Source organism: Aeromonas sp. R5-3, assembly GCF_040908225.1.
Taxonomy (GTDB): Bacteria; Pseudomonadota; Gammaproteobacteria; order Enterobacterales; family Aeromonadaceae; genus Aeromonas; species Aeromonas dhakensis.
Genome location: NZ_JBFODH010000029.1, coordinates 63988 through 82446, shown reverse-complemented (window position 1 = coordinate 82446; position 18459 = coordinate 63988). Strand labels below are relative to the sequence as shown.

The window sequence follows — 18459 nt, the reverse complement described above, 5'->3', positions numbered from 1 at the left end:
GGATATGAAGAAGACGTTGATTTCCCTGCTGACTGCAGGCCTGTTCGGAGCCATGAGCCAGGGTGCCTTCGCCGCCCCCGAGCTGATGGACAAGGTGCTTGCCGTGGTCAACAAGGACGTGGTGCTGGCCAGCCAGCAGGAGGCCCTGGTCCAGAAGGTCAAGATCTCCGCCCAGGAAAACGGCCAGTCCCTGCCCGATGACGCCACCCTGCGCAAACAGGCGCTGGACCGCCTGATCCAGGAGAGCCTGCAGTTGCAACTGGCCGAGCGCCAGGGCCTCAAGATCAGCGATACCCAGCTGGAGCAAGCGATCCAGAGCATCGCCGCCGACAACAAGATGACCCTGGATCAGCTGCGTGCCCAGCTGGATCGCGAGGGGCTGACCTATGCCCAGTATCGGGAAGAGGTGCGCCGCGAGATCCTGATGAACGAGGTACGCCGCAATCAGGTGCGCCGCCGCATCAACATCTCCGAGCAGGAGGTGAAGCAGGTGGTGGATATCCTGGCCAAGCAGGGTCAGCAGCAACAGCAGTACCATGTCGGCCACATCCAGGTTGCCCTGCCGGACAACCCGAGCGCCGAGCAGCTCAATGCCGCCAAGAGCAAGATTGAACGCATCCTGGCCGCCCTCAAGCAGGGCGCCGACTTCCGCAAGATGGCCATTGCCGAGAGCAGCGGACCCAAGGCGCTGGAAGGGGGTGACTGGGGCTGGATGAGCCCGCAAGAGATGCCGACCCTGATGGCCGAGGCCGTGCAAGGTGCCAAGAAGGGCGACATCGTCGGCCCGCTGCGCTCCGGTGCCGGTCTGCACATCATCAAGGTGTTCGACAGCAAGGGCCAGCAGCAGGTGGTGCAGACCGAAGTGCGCGCCCGCCACATCCTGATCAAGCCCTCCATAATCCTGAGCGAAGAGAAAGCCAAGGGGATGCTGGATGGCATCCTGCACGACATCAAGAGCGGCAAGGCGAGCTTCGCCAGCCTGGCGGAGAAGTACTCCGAGGATCCGGGCTCCGCGGTGCAGGGTGGCGAACTGGGCTGGTCCGATCCCAACGTCTACGTGCCGGAGTTCCGCGACATGGTCAACCGCCTGCAACCGGGCCAGATCAGCGAACCCTTCCGCACAACCCACGGCTGGCACATCGTCCAGCTGGAAGAGCGCCGCAGCCAGGATGCCACCACCAAGGCCCAGGAGCAGCGCGCCTATCAGCTGATCTACAACCGCCGCTTCACCGAAGAGTCCCAGGCCTGGCTGGACGAGCTGCGTGACGAGGCCTACATCCAGATCGAAGGCGCCGGCAGCTGATGACCTGTCGTCGCCTCGCCATTACCCCGGGTGAACCGGCCGGGATCGGCCCGGATTTGGTGCTGCAGATTGCCCAGCAGGATTGGCCGCACCAGCTGGTGGTGATCGCCGATCCGGCGCTGCTGCGCGAACGGGCCGCCCTGCTGGGGCTGCCCGTCGAGCTGCTGCCCTATGATGCCGGTCAGCCGGCACAACCGCAGCGGGTGGGCACCCTGACCGTCTGTCCGGTTCCCCTCGGCGCCGCCGTGATACCGGGCAAGCTGGACGAATGCAATGGCGCCTACGTACTGGCCACCCTGCAGCGCGCCTGCGACGGCAACATGAGCGGCGAATTTGCCGCCGTGGTGACCGGGCCGGTGCACAAGGGGATCATCAACCAGGCTGGCGTCTCGTTCAGCGGTCACACCGAGTTCTTCGCCCAGCAATCCAACACCGCCGACGTGGTGATGCTGCTGGCGACCGAAGGGCTGCGGGTCGCGCTGGCGACCACCCACATTCCGCTGGCCTATGTGGCGATGGCCATCACCGAGGATCGCCTCGGCAAGGTGATCCGCATCCTGGATGCGGATCTCAAAGCCAAGTTTGGCATCGCCAGGCCCCGCATTTACGTCTGCGGCCTCAACCCCCACGCCGGGGAAGGCGGCCACCTCGGCCGTGAAGAGATTGACGTGATCGAACCCGCCCTGGCCGGCCTGCGCCAGGAGGGGATCGATCTGGTCGGCCCGCTGCCGGCCGATACCCTGTTCCAGGATAAATACCTCAAGGATGCGGATGCGGTACTCGCCATGTACCACGACCAGGGGCTGCCCGTGCTCAAATACAAGGGCTTCGGCAGTTCGGTCAATATCACCCTTGGACTCCCTTTCATCCGCACTTCGGTGGATCACGGCACTGCACTGGATCTGGCAGGCAAGGGCCTGGCCGACTCCGGCAGCCTGATCACCGCGATCAACCACGCCATCAAGATGGTAGAGAAAAAAAGATATGAGCAGTAAGGTGCACATGGGCCACACGGCCCGTAAGCGTTTCGGTCAGAACTTCTTGCACGATCGCTACGTGATCGACCAGATCGTGGCCGCCATCAATCCGCAGCCGGGTCAGAACCTGGTGGAGATAGGCCCGGGTCTGGCCGCGCTGACCGAGCCGGTCGCCGCCCAGATGGACAAGATGACAGTGGTCGAGCTGGACCGGGATCTGGCGGCGCGCCTGCGCGAGCACCCGACCCTGAAGGACAAGCTCACCGTCATCGAAGCCGATGCCATGCGTTTTGACTTCAGCACCCTGATGGGGGAAGGCAAGGGGCCGCTGCGCATTTTCGGCAACCTGCCCTACAACATCTCCACCCCGCTCATCTTCCACCTGTGCGAGTTCGCCGATCGGGTAGAAGACATGCACTTCATGCTGCAAAAGGAAGTGGTGCTGCGTCTGGCCGCCGGCCCGGGCAGCAAGGCCTATGGCCGTCTGAGCGTGATGACCCAGTACTACTGCCAGGTAGTGCCTGTGCTGGAAGTGGGCCCTGGCGCCTTCAAGCCGGCGCCCAAGGTGGATTCTGCCGTGGTCCGTCTGATCCCGCACAAGAACCCGACCATAGTCGCGAAAGACATTCGTTGCCTGAACCGGGTCTGCACCGAGGGCTTCGGCCAGCGTCGCAAGACCATTCGCAACAGCTTCTCCAACTTCATCACGGACGCCCAGCTGACCGAACTTGGCATCGATGGCAACCTGCGCCCGGAGAACCTCTCCCTCGAGCAGTTCGTCATGATCGCCAACTGGCTGGCGGATCAGCCAAAGGCCTGATCCCGTGGCAACCCCGCACATCCTGGTCCGCCCATACCCCTCGTATGTGGCGGATAGCAAAGACCCTTACCAGTTCCACTATCTCATCGAGATCGAGAACCTGGGGCCCGGCCCGGCGCAACTGCTGCGCCGGCGCTGGCTCATCACAGATGCCAATGGCAAGATGCTGGAAGTCGAAGGCCCCGGCGTGGTCGGCGAGCAGCCGGTCATCGCCCCCGGCGAGACCTTCCGCTATCAGAGCGGCGTGCCGCTGGCCACCCCGCTCGGCGTGATGGAAGGGAGTTATACCCTGCAAGACGAGTCGGGGCAGCAATTCGAGGTGCCCATCGCACCCTTTACGCTGGCCGTCCCCCACATTATCAATTGAGGTTTCATGGCGAACTGTTTTGTTGGCGATATCCAGGGCTGTTACGACGACTTGCGCCGTCTGCTGGATCTGGCCGAGTTCGATCCCGCTAACGACGTACTCTGGCTGTGCGGCGATCTGGTCGCCCGCGGCCCGGACTCCCTCAACACCCTGCGCTTCGTCAAAGGGCTGGGCAACCGTGCCGTCACCGTGCTCGGCAACCACGACCTGCACCTGCTGGCGGTCGCCGATGGGGTCGCCCCGCTCAAGAAGAAAGACAGACTGCAGGAGCTGATGGACGCCCCGGATCGGGACGAGCTGTTGGAGTGGCTGCGCCACCGCCCGCTGCTGGCGGAGCACCCCGACCTGCCCATCATGATGGTGCATGCCGGCATCTCCCCGGCGTGGGACGCCCGCACCGCCCGCAACTGTGCCCGCGAGGTGGAAAGCCTGCTGCGCGGTGATCAGTACCAGTGGCTGCTGCACAACATGTATGGCGATCAGCCCGATGGCTGGCAGGACGATCTGGTCGGGATCGAGCGTTATCGCTACATCATCAACACCTTCACCCGGATGCGCTTCTGCTATTTCGACGGCCGGCTCGACTTCAAATGCAAGAAGGGCCCCACCGAGTCAACCCCGGGCCTGCGCCCCTGGTTCGAGCAGCGCGAACACCATGTGGACGACCCCATTCTGGTGTTCGGCCATTGGGCGGCCCTGATGGGCAACACCGGCAAGCAGGACATCAAGGCGCTCGACACCGGCTGTGTCTGGGGCAACAGCCTCACCCTGTGGCGTTATGAAGATGATGCCCTGATCGCGACCCCCTGCCCTACCTACGCCAAGTAATGGTGAGGCGAGCGTCTGGACAATAAGAGCCTCACTCTGTGGCGTTATGAAGATGACGCCCTGATCGACACTCCCTGTCCCACTTACGCCAAGTGACGATAAGCGGCTGAACCTGAGCAACCCTGTGGTGCCATGAAGATGATGCCCTGATCGCCACTCACAGTCCCGCCAACGCCAAGTAGGCTGCAGACAATAAAACAAAACGGGCCCGGTATTGCCGGGCCCGTTTTTTATGGTGCATCGCTCACCCTAGAGCTTGCGCCCCAGTCGTTTCTCGATCTGCTGTCGCTCCCACTCGGGGCCAAACAGCTTGAACGGCTGGAACAGGTTGATGGCATGGGAGATCAGTCCCAGCCCCCAGCCCAGCGCCGGCCACCAGGCCCAGATATAGCCCGGGTTGCTCAGATAGTTGATGACAAACAGCCCGCATATTACCAGCAGGTAGCTGGCGATGTGGTAATAGAAGCCCTTGAGCCCCTCCACATAACGCATGGCGGCCCGCTCCTCTACCGATACCCGAATCTGATCCCGTTCCATCGTGTCACTCCCTCTCATCTCATGCTCCTGTTGGCTTGTACCGTCAAGTTGCGCCACCTCGAGCTCAAAGACGGCGGCCAGGGCCTTGAGGGATTCCAGTCCGGGCTGCTGACCCTGCTCGATCCGCTGAATGGTGCGAACGCTCAGGCCGGTAAAGGCGGCCAACTGCTCCTGTGACCAGCCCCGCTGCAATCTCAACTTCCTGACGATCATCTCGAACTCCTTGTGGTTGATTGACGGGGCCAGCATAGGGGCCGGAGGGTGGCATGCGACACGACAGCAGCCTGACACCAACCTGACTTTCCTTTTAATTCAGTGTATTAGATAAAATAGAGGGAGCAGAAATCCCATCTTTCCTCCCCACAACGCCCCCCTCTCGATGACCTGACAGCAGGGCGACAGAGGCGCTTCTAGCAAGATAGCGCCCTGCTCTTCGGGGAGTCGAGCTTATAGCGCCTGCATCAGCTCGGCGGCAATTTCAAAGGAGCGCAGCCGCGCCTGATGATCGACGATGGGACCGTTGAACATCAGCTCGTCGGCCCGGGTTTCCGCCAGCAGCGCCTTGAGGCCATGGCGTACCTGATCCGGGTTGCCCACCAGCGAGCGGGCCAGGGTCTGCTCCATCGCCACCAGCTCGCGTTCGGACCACTCCTCGCTCAGTTCGACGACGGGCGCCGGCAACTTGCCCGCGTTACCGCGATGCAGGCGCAGGAACTGCTGCTGCAGGGTAGTGAACTGGAAGCGCGCCTCCCGCTCGCTGTCGGCGGCGATCATGTTGATGCAGACCACCGCATGGGGCTTGGGCCAGCGGGCGGAGGGGCGATACTGGGCGCGGTAAATTTCCAGCGCCTGCAGCAGCATGGCGGGGGCGAAGTGGGAGGCAAAGCCGAACGGCAGCCCCATGGCCGCCGCCAGCTGGGCGCTGTAGAGGCTGGACCCCAGCAACCAGATGGGCAGATGCAGCCCCTGGCCCGGCACCGCCTGCACCGCGCCCACCTCGTCGCCAAAGTAGTCCATCAGTTCGCGCACATCCGCCGGGAAGTCATCCACCTCGGCGCTGCGCTGGCGTCTGAGCGCCCGCATGGTGCGCTGATCGGTGCCCGGCGCGCGGCCAAGGCCGAGATCGATGCGATCCGGATAGAGTGACGCCAGGGTGCCGAACTGCTCGGCAATGACCAGCGGCGAGTGGTTCGGCAGCATGATGCCGCCGGCGCCGATGCGCAGGGTATTGGTGCCGCCGGCCAGGTGGCCGATCAGCACAGAGGTGGCGGCACTGGCGATGCCCGGCATGTTGTGGTGCTCGGCCAGCCAGTAGCGGTTGTAACCCCAGCGCTCGGCATGGCGAGCCAGATCCAGCGAGCGGCGAAACGACTCGGCCGGCTGGGAGCCTTCGGCAACGGGCACCAGATCGAGCACGGAATAGGGGATGGCAGACATGGGTCACTCCATTGATTCACAGACCAGTAACAAGGGGGGCAATGTAGCACGGGATACCTGAATGAATCACCTGATCGGCCGGCAAAATTGACGGACACGGGTTCCGGGAGCGCCAGCAGGGGTAGTTTCTCTCTGTCACATCCCGATCTCTCTGAATGGGTTATTGTGTTTATTGTCATCCTGCAGGCACACTGCAGGTTGATCGTCTCTGCAATCGCCCGTGTGACAAGGATGTGTCCATGACAACTGCCAGGCCAGGTCGTAAACCCTTCTATGTGCATATCGCCACCCTCTTCATCCTGCTGTTTACCCTGCTCGGCAGCGCCCTCATCGCCTTGCAGTTCCAGCAAGGGGCCCGCCAGGGGCTGGAGCACGAGCGACAGAACTTTCTGCAGTATCGCCAGCAGCTGGCCCTCGCCCTGCAGCTGAACGAGCGGCCGGCCCGCATGTCGCTGAGCCTGCTGCGCAGCGGCCAGCTGGCGGCCATGACCAACCTGACCGACCGTCTGGCCTACCTGCCGCAACTGGCGGAGGTGCTGGCCAACAGCCCCAGCTATGGGGCCGTCTATGCCGGCTACGAGGATGGCGACTTTTTTCTGGTGCGCAAACTGACCGAGCGGGCCAAGACCCAGCTGGGGGGCGTGCCGGCCGCCAGCAGCCTGCTGGTGCAGAGCCTCAGCCAGGGCAAGGGGGAGTTTCTCTATTTCGATCAGCGGCTGAGCCTGCTCGAGCGGCGCCCCATGCCGAACTACCGCTACGATCCCCGCAGCCGCGACTGGTACAAGCAGGCCCGCTGGCGAGCGGGGATCGCCACCACCAACCCCTACCTCTTCTTCACCACCAAGGAGCCAGGCATGACGCTGGCGGTGGAGAGCGACGACAGACGCGCCGTGATCGGGCTCGACACCAGCGTCGAGGGACTGTCAGCCCTGATCGGCAAGCTGCAGCTGCCTGCCCAGAGCCAGGTGATCCTGTTCGATGAGTACGCCACCCTGCTGGCCGCCGATCCCAGGCACCTGCCCAGCTTCGAGCAGCTGAGCCAGCTGCCCATGCTGGCCAGCCTGCCCCACCCGGCCCTGGCGGACCTGCAACAACGGATCATCAGCCAGCCCACCTTGCTGAGCGACCCGGCCGAGCTCAACCTGACTGCCGCCGATGGCAGCGACTGGCTGGTCAACCTCTCCCCCCTCGGGAGCGACTCCCCCTTCCATATCGCCCTGCTGGTGTCGGCCGACCTGCTCTATCAGCAGGCCAGAGACGAGGCCCTGGTCAATCTGGGCTGGGCGCTGGCGGGCCTGCTGCTGCTGCTGCCGGTGATCTGGCTGGTCTCGCGGCGTACCGCCACCCCGCTGCTGGCGCTCACCAAGGAGGCGGAGCGGATCCAGCACTTCGATTTTGGCGAGAGCCGGGTCCCCGAGTCTGCCATCCGCGAGATCGACGATCTGGCCCATACCATGTCAGGCATGCGGCTGACCCTCGGCAACTTCATGAACATGGGACGGGCGCTGGCGGCCGAACACCGCTTCGACTCCCTGCTCAGCCGCATCCTGCACGAAACCATCGCCGCGGTGCAGGCCGAAGGGGGTTGTCTCTACCTGGCTCAGGAGCAGGGGATGGTGGCGGTACAGGCACTGTGGCGCAAAGCGCCGCTGCCGGCCGGGCAGATCCGCTGGCAACAGGCCCTGTTTGGCGAGCTGGTCCGGGGCGAGCGGCTCAGCCTCGCCATCGACCAGCAGGGCTGGCAGCAGCATCTGGCCGACTGGGGCCCCTTCCCCGGCCCCTGCCAACTGGTGGCCGAGCCCCTGCGCAACCATCGCCAGGAGCTGATCGGCTGCCTGCTGCTGATCCTGCCTGACTGCTCGGCCCGTGAACTGGCCTCGCGCATCAGTCTGATCGAGGCGCTGGCGGGCACCTCGGCCTCCGCCATCGAGAATCAGCGCCTGCTGGAGGAGCAGAAACAGCTGCTGGAGTCCTTCATCGAGCTGATGGCCGGCGCGATCGACGCCAAGAGCCCCTACACCGGCGGCCATTGCCAGCGGGTGCCGGAGCTGACCCGGATGCTGACCGAAGCCGCCTGTGCCCAGCAGCAGGGGCCGTTCGCCGAGTTCCGGCTCAACGAGGAGGAGTGGGAGGCCATCCATATCGCCAGCTGGCTGCACGACTGCGGCAAGGTGACCACCCCCGAGTTCGTGGTGGACAAGGCCACCAAACTGGAGACCCTGTACGATCGGATCCACGAGATCCGTACCCGCTTCGAGGTGCTCAAGCGCGACGGCTACATAGAGGCGCTGGCGGCCCGCCTGCCGGCGTCGGAGCGGGAAGCGGCCAGGGCGGCGGTGGCGCCGCTCTGGAGCACCCTGGACGAGGAGTTCGCCTTCGTCGCCGAGTGCAACCTGGGCGGCGAATGGATGGCACCGGAGAAGCTGACCAGGCTGGATGCCATCGCCAGCCGCACCTGGCTGCGCACCCTGGACGATCGGCTCGGCATCAGCCGGGAGGAGCTCAAGCTGCGCCAGGGGGAGCCGGCCGCACCGCTGCCCTGCGTCGAGCCCCTGCTGGCGGACAAGGCCGCCCACCTCATCCCCCGCCCCGTCCACGATCAGCTGGACGAGCGCAATCCCTGGGGCTTCAAGGTGCGGGTGCCCACTCACCTCTACAACCGCGGCGAGCGCTACAACCTCGCCATCGGCCGCGGCACCCTCACCGAGGAGGAGCGCTACAAGATCAACGAGCACATCATCCAGACCATTCGCATGCTCGAACGCCTCCCCTTCCCCCGCCATCTGCGCAGCGTGCCCGAGATTGCCGGCGGCCATCACGAGCGGATGGACGGCAAGGGCTACCCGCGCCAGCTGCTGGGCAGCCAGATGAGCATCCCCGCCCGCATCATGGCCATCGCCGACATCTTCGAGGCGCTGACCGCCAGCGATCGCCCCTACAAATCGGGCAAGACGGTCTCCCAGTCGCTGGCCATCATGCAGAGCATGGTGCGCGAGCAGCACATCGATCCCGCCCTGTTTGCCCTGTTCGTCAGCAGCGGCATCTGGCGCGATTACGCCGGGAGATTCCTTGCCCCCGAGCAGCTGGATCAGGTGGATGAAAGCGCCTTGCTGGCCGGGCTGGCCTAGGGCCGGGTCATATTTTCTTACATTTGCGGGCTGGCCTGAACACCCCCGGCTGGTTATAACGGTGCCCCTATAGCGAAGGGGGAGCAATAGACTCCCCCTCACTCTTTGTCACACCACACTGTTCAGGTTATCTATGTCAAAACATCTCATCATGCTGGGCGCGCTGACGCTGTCCGGCTGCTCCCTGTTGTCTCCCCCCGCCCCCACCGTCACCCCGGTACACCTGGCCGATGCCAGCCAGCGCGGCTTCTACATCGAGTGCAGCAGCATGACGGCCTGCTTCCAGCAGGCCAACCAGACCTGCCCGCAGGGCTACCAGGAGACGGATCGCCGTCAGCAGACGCTCTACAGCACCCAGTACACGGCGGGCAGCTATGACGACGAGAAGAAGGTCTACAAGGCTGGCAAACCCTATCGCATGGCCAACACGGTGCACTCTCTGACCATCCAGTGTCCGGTCGATATGGGCATCACGCCGCGCTGATCCGCGCTTTGCGGCCGGCACGAGGCAGATGGCCCCGGCCGGCCGCTACCCACCCTTTTCTTGTTTCATCGAGCACCACTCTCTTATGTCACCCCGAATTTTCCTGCTGGGCAGCCTCTTGCTGTCCGGCTGCGCCCTGCTGCCGGCGCCCGCCACCGTCACCGAACTCGCTTCAGCTAATCCCGCACTGCAACGCTTCCAGATCGAGTGCGCCGCACTGGAGGAGTGCCAGCAGCAGGCGACGCTGAGCTGCCCGCTCGGCTATCAGGAGACCGATCGCCGCCAGCGCACCTTCACTTCCCATCAGATGAGCATGGGGGCCGCCGATCCGATGACGGGGTTTCGCCCAAGCTTCCCCCAGAGCAGCACCTTCACCACCCATACCCTGCTGGTGCAGTGCCCCCGCAAGCCGGCACAGCCTCACCCGCTGGGACGCTGACAAAAAAGGGCCCGCAGGCCCTTTTTTCCGATGTCGCCACGCTCAGCGCATCGCCTCGGCGTGCTGGCGGGCCAGCTCGTCGCTCATCAGTTCCCGCATCCTGAATTTTTGCAGCTTGCCGGTTACCGTCATGGGGTACTCCTCCACGAAACGGATGTATCTTGGCACCTTGAAGTAGGCGATGCGGGCCGACAGGAACTGCTTCAGCTCCTCCTCGCTGGCCTCCTGCCGGGGCCTGAGCTTGACCCAGGCGCACACCTCCTCGCCATAGCGCTCGCTGTCGACCCCGAACACGGCTGCATCCTGCACCGCCGGATGATCATAGAGCCGCTCCTCGATCTCGCGCGGGTAGATGTTCTCGCCACCGCGAATGATCAGCTCCTTGCTGCGCCCGACGATCCGTACATAGCCCTCTTCATCCATGATGCCGATGTCCCCCGAGTGCAGCCACCCTTCCTCATCTATGGTATCCGCCGTCTTGGCCGGATCCTGCCAGTACCCTTGCATCACCCCGTTGCTGCGACAGCAGATCTCTCCCCGCTCGCCGATGGCCACTATATCTCCGCTGGGGTCGACCAGCTTGATCTCGGTGTGACCGATGGCGCGGCCGACCGTGGTGACCCGCTTGTCCAGCGGCGCGTCGATGGCGGTCATGTGATTGATGGGACTGCACTCGGTCTGGCCGTAGGCGATGGTCACCTCGGTCATGTGCATCAGGGTCTGCACCTTGCGCATCAAGGGCTCGGGGCAGATGGCACCGGCCATGATGCCGGTGCGCAGGGAGGAGAGATCGAACTGATCAAACTCCGCCAGCTCCAGCTCGGCGATGAACATGGTCGGCACCCCGTGCAGGGCGGTGCAGCGCTCCTCGCTCACCATCCGCAGGGTGGCCGCCGGATCGAAGGCTTCGGCCGGAAACAGGGCGCAGGCCCCCACACTGATGCAGACCAGATTGCCGAGCACCATGCCGAAACAGTGGTAGAGCGGCACCGGGATGCAGAGCCGATCCTGCTCGCTGAACGCCATGCCTTGCGCCACCTGGCGGCCGTTGTTGAGGATGTTGCTGTGACTGAGGGTGGCCCCCTTGGGGTTGCCCGTGGTGCCCGAGGTGAACTGGATGTTGATGGCGTCATCGGGTTTAAGGGTGGCGGCCACTCGGGCCAGCCAGGCCGGATCCTGCCGGTCGCCCAGTGCCAGCACCTCGGGGAAGTTGAGCGTGCCGGCGCTTTGCTCCTCCCCGAGCCGGATCACCATCTCCAGGCTCGGCAGCCGGGATGATGTCAGGCGGCCTGGCGGACAGCTCGCCAGCTCGGGGGCCAGCGCCCCCAGCATGGCGAGGTAGTCGCAGCCCTTGAACGCGCTGGCGCAGATCAGGGCCCGACAGCCCACGTTGTTGATGGCAAAGGCGAGCTCGTAGCTGCGGTAAGCGGGGTTGATGCAGACCATGATGGCCCCGATACGGGCCGTAGCGAATTGCACCAGGCACCACTCGATGTTGTTGGGCGACCAGATGCCGACCCGATCCCCTGGCCGGATCCCGAGCGCCAGCAGGCCCAGCGCCAGCCGGTCTATCTGGGTCAGGTATTCCCGGTAGTTCCAGCGGATCTGCTGGTGGCGCACCACCACGGCGGGCCGCTCGGGGAAACGTTCCGCCACCTCTTGCAGGTAGGCGCCTATGGTCTGGTGAAGCAGCGGCTGATCGCAAGGACCGGCCCGGTAGCTGAGCAGTGAGGTCATGGGGTGACTCCTGGCCACATAGGTTGGAATTGCCTACTGCTCGGCTGGCGTGTTTTTTCAGCTTGTTACATTAATGTAAATTCAGGCCTCATAAAAGACTCACTTTGGTCTAATAGCGACCATAAAAAAACGGCCAACCGAAGTTGACCGTTTACAAACGCGGGGCAGATCAGAACAGCAGGTGCGCCACCCCGGCGATGACCGGCAGGGTGATCAGGGTGCGCAACAGGAAGATCACGAACAGCTCCCACAGCTTGACCGGGATCTTGCTGCCCAGCAGCAGGGCACCCACTTCCGACATGTAGATGAGCTGGGTGACCGACATGGCGGCGATCACGAAGCGGGTCATCTCGCTCTCGATGGTGGAGGCCAGCACCGCCGGGATGAACATGTCGGCGAAGCCCACCATGATGGTCTTGGAAGCGGCTTCCGCCTCCGGCAGTTGCAGCAGCTCCAGCAAGGGGACGAAGGGGGCCCCCAGCCAGTTGAAGATGGGGGTGTGCTCGGCCAGCATCAGGGCACAGGTACCCACCGCCATCACCACCGGCAGCACGCCAAACACCATGTCCAGGGCATTCTTCACCCCTTCCCGCGCCACGGCGCCGAGATCCGTCATGCTGTCGGCCTTGGTCAGGGCCCGCTCATAGCCATAGCTCAGCACGCTGTGCTGATGGGGGATCGCCTCCTGCTTGCGGCACAGGGGGGTACCGTCGCTGTAGACATCCTTCTTCCAGGAGAGCGGCGGCAGGCGCGGCACCACGATGGCGGCCACCACCCCGGCCAGGCAGACGGTCAGGTAGAAGGGCACGAACATGTGCTCCAGCTTCACCTGGGAGATCACCACCAGGCAGAAGGTGATGGAAACGGCAGAGAAGGTGGTGCCGATGACGGCGGCTTCCCGCTGGGTGTAGAACTTGCCTTCGTACTGTTTGCTGGTGAGCAGGATGCCGACGCTGCCATCCCCGAGCCAGGAGGCGAAGCAGTCCACCGCAGAGCGGCCCGGCAGGCGGAACACGGGGCGCATGATGCGGGTCATCATGGTGCCGACAAACTCCAGCAGACCAAAATCGAGCAGCAGCGGCAGCAGCAGGCCGGCGAAGATGAAGACGGAGAACAGCACCGGCAGCAGATCGTGCAGCACCAGACCACCAGTCGCACCGGAACGCAGCACCTCGGGGCCGGCCTCGAAGAAGGTCAGCAGCACGAAGATACCGCCAAGCACCCGCACGCAGGCCCAGAAGGGAGAGACGTTGAACAGGCTGTTGAGGAAGGGGCGCTTCACCAGGATCGCCGGCTTGAACAACCAGGCGATCAGGGTCATCAGCATGGTGGTGGTGATGATGGCGCTGACCATGGCCACCAGATAGTCGGCAAACACCCTCTGTACCAGCTTCGCCAGTACGGCTACCGGGATGGTGACGTTGCCGTCATAGAGAACGGGAGTCATGAACAGCAGGATCCCGATGAGTGACGGGACCAGGAACATCAGCACGTTGCGACGGGTATTGAGCGCAGGTGCTTGCAGAGTCTTTTCCAGCATGGTTTACAGCCTTAATGTTACTTTTCCTTAGCCAGGCGAACCTGCATACCCATGCTCTCACCCGACAAAACGGGCGCAAGAATACTCCAAAAAAATGCACAAACAAGCTTTTAATGGATCATTTCAAGCATAAATATTTTTACAGGCAAACCTTCCATAAGAATGTACCCAAACAGATGCGCATATCAATTCATTACAAATGGTTAGCACATTGTTTCGTTAAGGTTACATTCAGGAGCGCAGTATAATCAGTTGCGGTTGGCTGGCAATAAGTGACATAAGAAATATATCTATATGGTGATCCAGTCGATCCCCATAAAAAAACCGGAGCCTGGCAAGGCTCCGGTTTTTCAGCAGTGGGTGGCGGCACTGCGCTCACCCGCAGGATGAGGGTCAGTCACGCACGTAGATGACTTCCACGCCATCATCGTCTTCGTCGTCCCAGTCATCGTCGTCCAGCGACTCGTCAAACGCCTTGGAGGCAGCCAGCGCATCCGCTTCGGCCTTGGCCAGCTGGTTCTTGTGGTAGTCATCCCACTTGAACTCCACCTTCTCGATGGCTTCCTTGGCATCTTCCGCCAGCTGACGGGGCATGGTATCGAGCAGATCAAGGATGTCGTAGCAGACCTTCTTGGTCCCTTCCTTGCTGATGGCGGTGATGGCGTAAACCGGCCCTTCGTGGTTCAGGGCGGCCTTCACGCGCTCCATCACTTCACCTGCCTCTTCTTCCAGGATCAGGTCCATCTTGTTGAACACCAGCCAGCGCGGCTTGCTCGCCAGCTCCGGGCTGTACTTCTCCAGCTCGCGGACTATGGTCACGGCATTCTCGGCAGGATCGGAACCATCCACCGGGCAGATATCCACCAGATGGACCAGCACGCGGCAGCGCTCGAGGTGCTTGAGGAAGCGGATACCGAGGCCGGCGCCTTCGGCAGCACCCTCAATCAGACCCGGAATGTCGGCAATGACGAAGGAGCGGGAGTTCTCGCCACGCACCACGCCGAGGTTCGGCACCAGCGTGGTGAAGGGGTAATCGGCCACTTTCGGGCGGGCCGCAGAGACGGCGCGGATGAAGGTGGACTTGCCGGCGTTGGGCAGGCCCAGCATGCCGACGTCGGCCAGCAGCAGCAGCTCCAGCTTCAGGGTACGTACTTCACCCGGGGTGCCGTTGCTCTTCTGGCGCGGCGCACGGTTGACCGAGCTCTTGAAGCGGGTATTGCCAAGACCGTGGAAACCGCCCTTGGCAACCAGCAGCTTCTGCTCGTGGTGGGTCAGATCCCCCAGCAGTTCGCCGGTATCTTCATCGGTCGCACGGGTACCGACCGGCACGCGCAGGATCTTGTCCTTGCCGCGACGACCGGTACAGTTGGCGCTCTGGCCATTCTCGCCACGCTCGGCGGCGTGGAAACGCTCGAAACGGTAGTCGATCAGGGTGTTCAGGTTTTCATCGGCAACCAGATACACGTCGCCACCGTCACCGCCGTCACCGCCGTCCGGGCCGCCGTTCGGAATGTATTTCTCCCGGCGAAAGCTCACACAACCGTTACCACCGTCACCGGCATCGACTCGAATCTGGACTTCATCAACAAACTTCATAGGTAACCGTCACCTTAATTCGAAAAACCGATACGCCATTATAGTGGTACAGACCCCTGCGGGCGATACGCATCTTGCCAGTCGCCCCTTCAGAGCCAGGGTCGGCTGCGTGCCGTTTTTTCGTCAACTACATCAGAAAAACAAAAGCCCCGCCTGTTGGCGGGGCTTCGGATCCTTGCGGTCCGTAATTACTCAGCAACGATGCTTACGTACTTACGGTTCAGCGGACCTTTGACTTCGAACTGCACCTTGCCGTTCGCGGTAGCGAACAGGGTGTGGTCCTTGCCCAGACCAACGTTCTCACCAGCGTGGAACTTGGTGCCGCGCTGACGAACGATGATGCTGCCAGCCAGAACTGTTTCGCCGCCGAAACGCTTCACGCCCAGGCGTTTAGCTTCTGAATCGCGGCCGTTGCGGGATGAACCGCCAGCTTTTTTGTGTGCCATCTATCGTACTCCTCTAATTAAGCGCTGATGCCAGTGATTTTGACTTCAGTGAACCACTGACGGTGGCCCGCTTGCTTACGGTGGTGCTTACGACGACGGAACTTGACGATAGTCACTTTCTCGCCACGGCCGTGAGCCACAACTTCAGCTACAACCTTGCCACCTTCAACGAAAGGAGCACCTACTTTAAAAGTGTCGCCTGCAGCAACCATCAGCACTTCGTTGAAGTCGATGGTAGCGCCAGTCTCAACGTTCAGCTTTTCCAGACGAACGATTTGACCTTCGGCCACACGGTGTTGTTTTCCGCCGCTTTGGAATACCGCGTACATTTGATTAACTCCGTAAAGGCGTGTCTTTTGCTCAAGGCCAGACACGCGCAAAAACCTATAACAATGGGCGGGCATTCTACGCAAATCGATTTGCTCAGGCAAGGCCAATTTAGCAAAAAGTTTATTTTGTGCGCATATCTGCCGCCGTGAATAAACGCTTAACTGTAACCCATTGTGAAATCGTGTAGAATCCCCGCCATTGCTAAAATCGCAGTCATCACTGCCGTCACGTTACGAGACTTATGGACCAACAGACTATCCGTGCGCTCTGTGCCGCCGACATGACGGCGGTCAATGAACTGATCCTGGCGCGACTCCAGTCCGATGTCAGCCTGATCAACCAGCTGGGTTTCTATATTGTCAGTGCAGGCGGGAAACGGATGCGCCCCATGCTGACCGTCATGGCCGCCCGCGCACTGGGATATGAGGGTGAGGATCACCTGAAACTGGCTGCCATCATCGAATTCATTCACACCTCCACCCTGCTGCACGACGACGTGGTCGACGAATCCGACCTGCGCCGCGGCCGGGAGACCGCCAACGCCATGTTCGGCAACGCCGCCAGCGTACTGGTGGGTGACTACCTCTACAGCCGCTCCTTCCAGATGATGAGCGAGCTCTCCAACCTGCGGGTGATGGAGATCCTCTCCGAGGCCACCAACACCATCGCCGAAGGGGAAGTGCTGCAGCTGATGAACTGCAACGACCCGGATACCACCGAAGAGAGCTACATGACGGTCATCTATTGCAAGACCGCCAAGCTGTTCGAAGCAGCCACCCGTCTCGCCGCCGTGCTGACCCATCAGCCCGCGCCCATCGAGCAGGCGATGACCGACTACGGCAAGTATCTGGGCACCGCCTTCCAGATCATCGACGACGTGATGGACTACTGCTCCCAGAGCGACGAGATGGGCAAGAACGTGGGCGACGATCTGGCCGAAGGCAAGCCGACCCTGCCGCTGTTGCGTGCCATGGAAGTGGGTAGCCCGGAAGAGCGCCAGCTGGTGCGCGACGCCATCGAGCACCGCAACGGCATGGAGCACCTCGACCGGATCCTGGCCATCCTCGACCGTACCGGTGCGCTGGAGTACTCCCGCATGCGGGCCAGGGAAGAGGCCGACAAGGCCATCGCGGCCCTCGCCATCCTGCCGGACTCCCGACACAAGCAGGCGCTGGAAACCCTAGCCCACATGGCGGTGCAGCGCAGCGCCTGATGCTCAGCCGGAAATAAAAAAGAGGCCATTGGCCTCTTTTTTATTGTCTGGCAAACACAGCCAGGCTCATCCTTTAACGCGCCAGCGCCCACAAGATAACGGCCCCGGCCACCACCAGACAGCCGCCGATACGGCGCAACTGCTCGGCCGGCTGATCGCTCAGCAGCCGCAACATCTGCTGCCAGGCGCGCGGCATCAAGAGCGGCCCCAGCCCTTCGAACAGCAGCAGCAATCCCAGCCCCATCAGGATGGATGTCAGCATACAACCTCCTTTCTCGTCTGAATGCGCCCCAACCACAAGCGCCTCACACACAGCCCCCCGCTGCCAGCCGATAGCCGGCAAACAAAAGGGCCTGAATCATCAGGCCCTTGGGTCAAATCACGACGAACTTACTGCTTGCTGCCGTGCGGCGACTTGAGGTAGCGGAAGAACTCGCTGTCCGGCTTGAGGACCATCAGGTCGTTGCCACCGGCGAAGCTCTTGCGATAGGCCTCCATGCTGCGCACGAAGCTGAAAAACTCGGGGTCTTTCTTGTAGCTGTCGGCATAGATCTTGGCGGCCTCGGCATCCCCTTCACCACGCAGCTGACGGGCGTTACTCTCGGCGTCGGCGATCATGACGGTCACCTTGCGGTCGATGTCGGCACGCAGGATCTCGGCCTGCTCGCGGCCCTGGGAGCGATGCTCACGGGCTACCGCGGTCCGCTCGGCACGCATCCGCTGATAGATGGAGCTGGAGACTTCCACCGGCAGGTTGATCTGCTTGATGCGCACATCCACCACCTTGATGCCGAGCTCGGAGGAGCGCGCCATCTTCATCAGGGCATCTTCCATCACGGTACTGCGCTCGCCAGAGACGATGTCCTTGATGGTGCGATTACCAATTTCGGAACGCAGACCGTTGTTGATCTTGCGCTTGAGCAGGTCTTCGGCCTGGATCTTGTTGCCACCGCCGGTCGCCAGGTAGTACTTGGAGAAGTCCTCGATCTTCCACTTCACGTAGGAGTCGATGATGAGGTCCTTCTTCTCGGAGGTGACGAAGCGATCCGCCTGCCCTTCCAGGGTCTGGATACGGGCATCCATCTTGCGAACCTGGTCGATGAGCGGCACCTTGAAGTGCAGGCCCGGCTCGTACAGGCGTGGCTCGCCGGATTCAACCCGCTTCACCTTGCCGAACTGCACCACGATTCCCTTCTGACCTTCATCGACGATGAAGACCGAAGAGAAGCAGACCATGGCGGCCACAGCGATGACACCAATAGCTAGCTTTTTCATCT

The 18459-nt window shown here is 62.4% G+C and carries 18 protein-coding genes; 9 read left to right on the top strand and 9 right to left on the bottom strand.

Annotated features, from left to right (window positions below; translation table 11 throughout):
* Positions 1-4 precede the first annotated feature (4 nt).
* The 5 genes from surA to AB5Y95_RS19660 are packed head-to-tail and all read left to right on the top strand — an operon-like array spanning position 5 to position 4295.
* A complete protein-coding gene (surA, locus tag AB5Y95_RS19680) occupies positions 5-1303 on the top strand; it encodes a peptidylprolyl isomerase SurA (protein ID WP_005304159.1) in 1299 nt (432 codons plus the stop codon).
* Positions 1303-2298 (top strand): 4-hydroxythreonine-4-phosphate dehydrogenase PdxA, encoded by a 996-nt coding sequence (gene pdxA, locus AB5Y95_RS19675; RefSeq protein WP_368161869.1) that lies wholly within the window; start codon positions 1303-1305, stop codon positions 2296-2298. Before surA ends, pdxA begins: the two co-directional genes overlap by 1 nt.
* Positions 2288-3100: a 16S rRNA (adenine(1518)-N(6)/adenine(1519)-N(6))-dimethyltransferase RsmA gene (gene rsmA, locus AB5Y95_RS19670; protein ID WP_005304162.1), complete on the top strand. Its 813-nt coding sequence runs from the start codon at positions 2288-2290 to the stop codon at positions 3098-3100. The genes pdxA and rsmA overlap by 11 nt, the downstream gene beginning before the upstream one ends.
* A gap of 4 nt (positions 3101-3104) precedes the next feature.
* A complete protein-coding gene (gene apaG / locus AB5Y95_RS19665) occupies positions 3105-3467 on the top strand; it encodes a Co2+/Mg2+ efflux protein ApaG (RefSeq protein WP_005304166.1) in 363 nt (120 codons plus the stop codon).
* Positions 3468-3473: 6 nt separating this feature from the next.
* Positions 3474-4295, top strand: coding sequence for a symmetrical bis(5'-nucleosyl)-tetraphosphatase (locus AB5Y95_RS19660; RefSeq protein ID WP_005304169.1), 822 nt, complete (start codon positions 3474-3476; stop codon positions 4293-4295).
* 249 nt (positions 4296-4544) lie between these two features.
* Here AB5Y95_RS19660 and AB5Y95_RS19655 read toward each other — a convergent pair whose 3' ends face one another.
* The gene (locus AB5Y95_RS19655) at positions 4545-5045 is read right to left on the bottom strand and encodes a 2TM domain-containing protein (protein ID WP_017763864.1); all 501 of its coding nucleotides are present in this window, start codon (positions 5043-5045) and stop codon (positions 4545-4547) included.
* A gap of 234 nt (positions 5046-5279) precedes the next feature.
* Positions 5280-6269, bottom strand: coding sequence for a luciferase-like monooxygenase (locus tag AB5Y95_RS19650; protein WP_368161868.1), 990 nt, complete (start codon positions 6267-6269; stop codon positions 5280-5282).
* Positions 6270-6424: 155 nt separating this feature from the next.
* Between AB5Y95_RS19650 and AB5Y95_RS19645 the strand changes: the two genes are divergently transcribed.
* The 3 genes from AB5Y95_RS19645 to AB5Y95_RS19635 all read left to right on the top strand — a co-directional run bounded on the left by AB5Y95_RS19645 (position 6425) and on the right by AB5Y95_RS19635 (position 10320).
* Complete coding sequence (locus AB5Y95_RS19645; RefSeq protein WP_368161867.1) at positions 6425-9397, top strand: HD domain-containing phosphohydrolase; 2973 nt, start codon at positions 6425-6427, stop codon at positions 9395-9397.
* A gap of 133 nt (positions 9398-9530) precedes the next feature.
* Complete coding sequence (locus AB5Y95_RS19640; protein WP_005304182.1) at positions 9531-9881, top strand: hypothetical protein; 351 nt, start codon at positions 9531-9533, stop codon at positions 9879-9881.
* A gap of 85 nt (positions 9882-9966) precedes the next feature.
* The gene (locus AB5Y95_RS19635; protein WP_005304185.1) at positions 9967-10320 is read left to right on the top strand and encodes a hypothetical protein; all 354 of its coding nucleotides are present in this window, start codon (positions 9967-9969) and stop codon (positions 10318-10320) included.
* A 42-nt stretch (positions 10321-10362) separates the two neighbouring features.
* On the opposite strand, the gene AB5Y95_RS19630 is transcribed toward AB5Y95_RS19635, so the two are convergent.
* The 5 genes from AB5Y95_RS19630 to rplU all read right to left on the bottom strand — a co-directional run bounded on the left by AB5Y95_RS19630 (position 10363) and on the right by rplU (position 15968).
* On the bottom strand, positions 10363-12057 hold the full coding sequence (locus tag AB5Y95_RS19630; protein WP_368161866.1) for an AMP-binding protein: 1695 nt from the start codon (positions 12055-12057) through the stop codon (positions 10363-10365).
* Between the two features lie 169 nt (positions 12058-12226).
* Positions 12227-13597: a YjiH family protein gene (locus AB5Y95_RS19625; protein WP_005304191.1), complete on the bottom strand. Its 1371-nt coding sequence runs from the start codon at positions 13595-13597 to the stop codon at positions 12227-12229.
* Between the two features lie 393 nt (positions 13598-13990).
* Positions 13991-15193 (bottom strand): Obg family GTPase CgtA, encoded by a 1203-nt coding sequence (gene cgtA, locus AB5Y95_RS19620; protein WP_017763857.1) that lies wholly within the window; start codon positions 15191-15193, stop codon positions 13991-13993.
* Positions 15194-15381: 188 nt separating this feature from the next.
* Positions 15382-15639: a 50S ribosomal protein L27 gene (gene rpmA / locus AB5Y95_RS19615; RefSeq protein WP_005304202.1), complete on the bottom strand. Its 258-nt coding sequence runs from the start codon at positions 15637-15639 to the stop codon at positions 15382-15384.
* Between the two features lie 17 nt (positions 15640-15656).
* Positions 15657-15968, bottom strand: a complete 312-nt coding sequence (gene rplU / locus AB5Y95_RS19610) for a 50S ribosomal protein L21 (protein WP_005304210.1) — start codon at positions 15966-15968, stop codon at positions 15657-15659.
* Positions 15969-16210: 242 nt separating this feature from the next.
* On the opposite strand from rplU, the gene ispB reads away from it, so the two are divergent.
* Positions 16211-17182 carry an octaprenyl diphosphate synthase gene (gene ispB, locus AB5Y95_RS19605; protein ID WP_010634945.1) on the top strand — a complete coding sequence of 324 codons (972 nt, stop codon included), beginning with the start codon at positions 16211-16213 and terminating at the stop codon, positions 17180-17182.
* 73 nt (positions 17183-17255) lie between these two features.
* Here ispB and AB5Y95_RS19600 read toward each other — a convergent pair whose 3' ends face one another.
* Both AB5Y95_RS19600 and hflC read right to left on the bottom strand, forming a co-directional pair.
* Positions 17256-17444 carry a DUF2065 family protein gene (locus AB5Y95_RS19600; protein ID WP_005304217.1) on the bottom strand — a complete coding sequence of 63 codons (189 nt, stop codon included), beginning with the start codon at positions 17442-17444 and terminating at the stop codon, positions 17256-17258.
* 128 nt (positions 17445-17572) lie between these two features.
* A complete protein-coding gene (gene hflC, locus AB5Y95_RS19595; protein WP_005304220.1) occupies positions 17573-18457 on the bottom strand; it encodes a protease modulator HflC in 885 nt (294 codons plus the stop codon).
* Between the last annotated feature and the right edge of the window lie 2 nt (positions 18458-18459).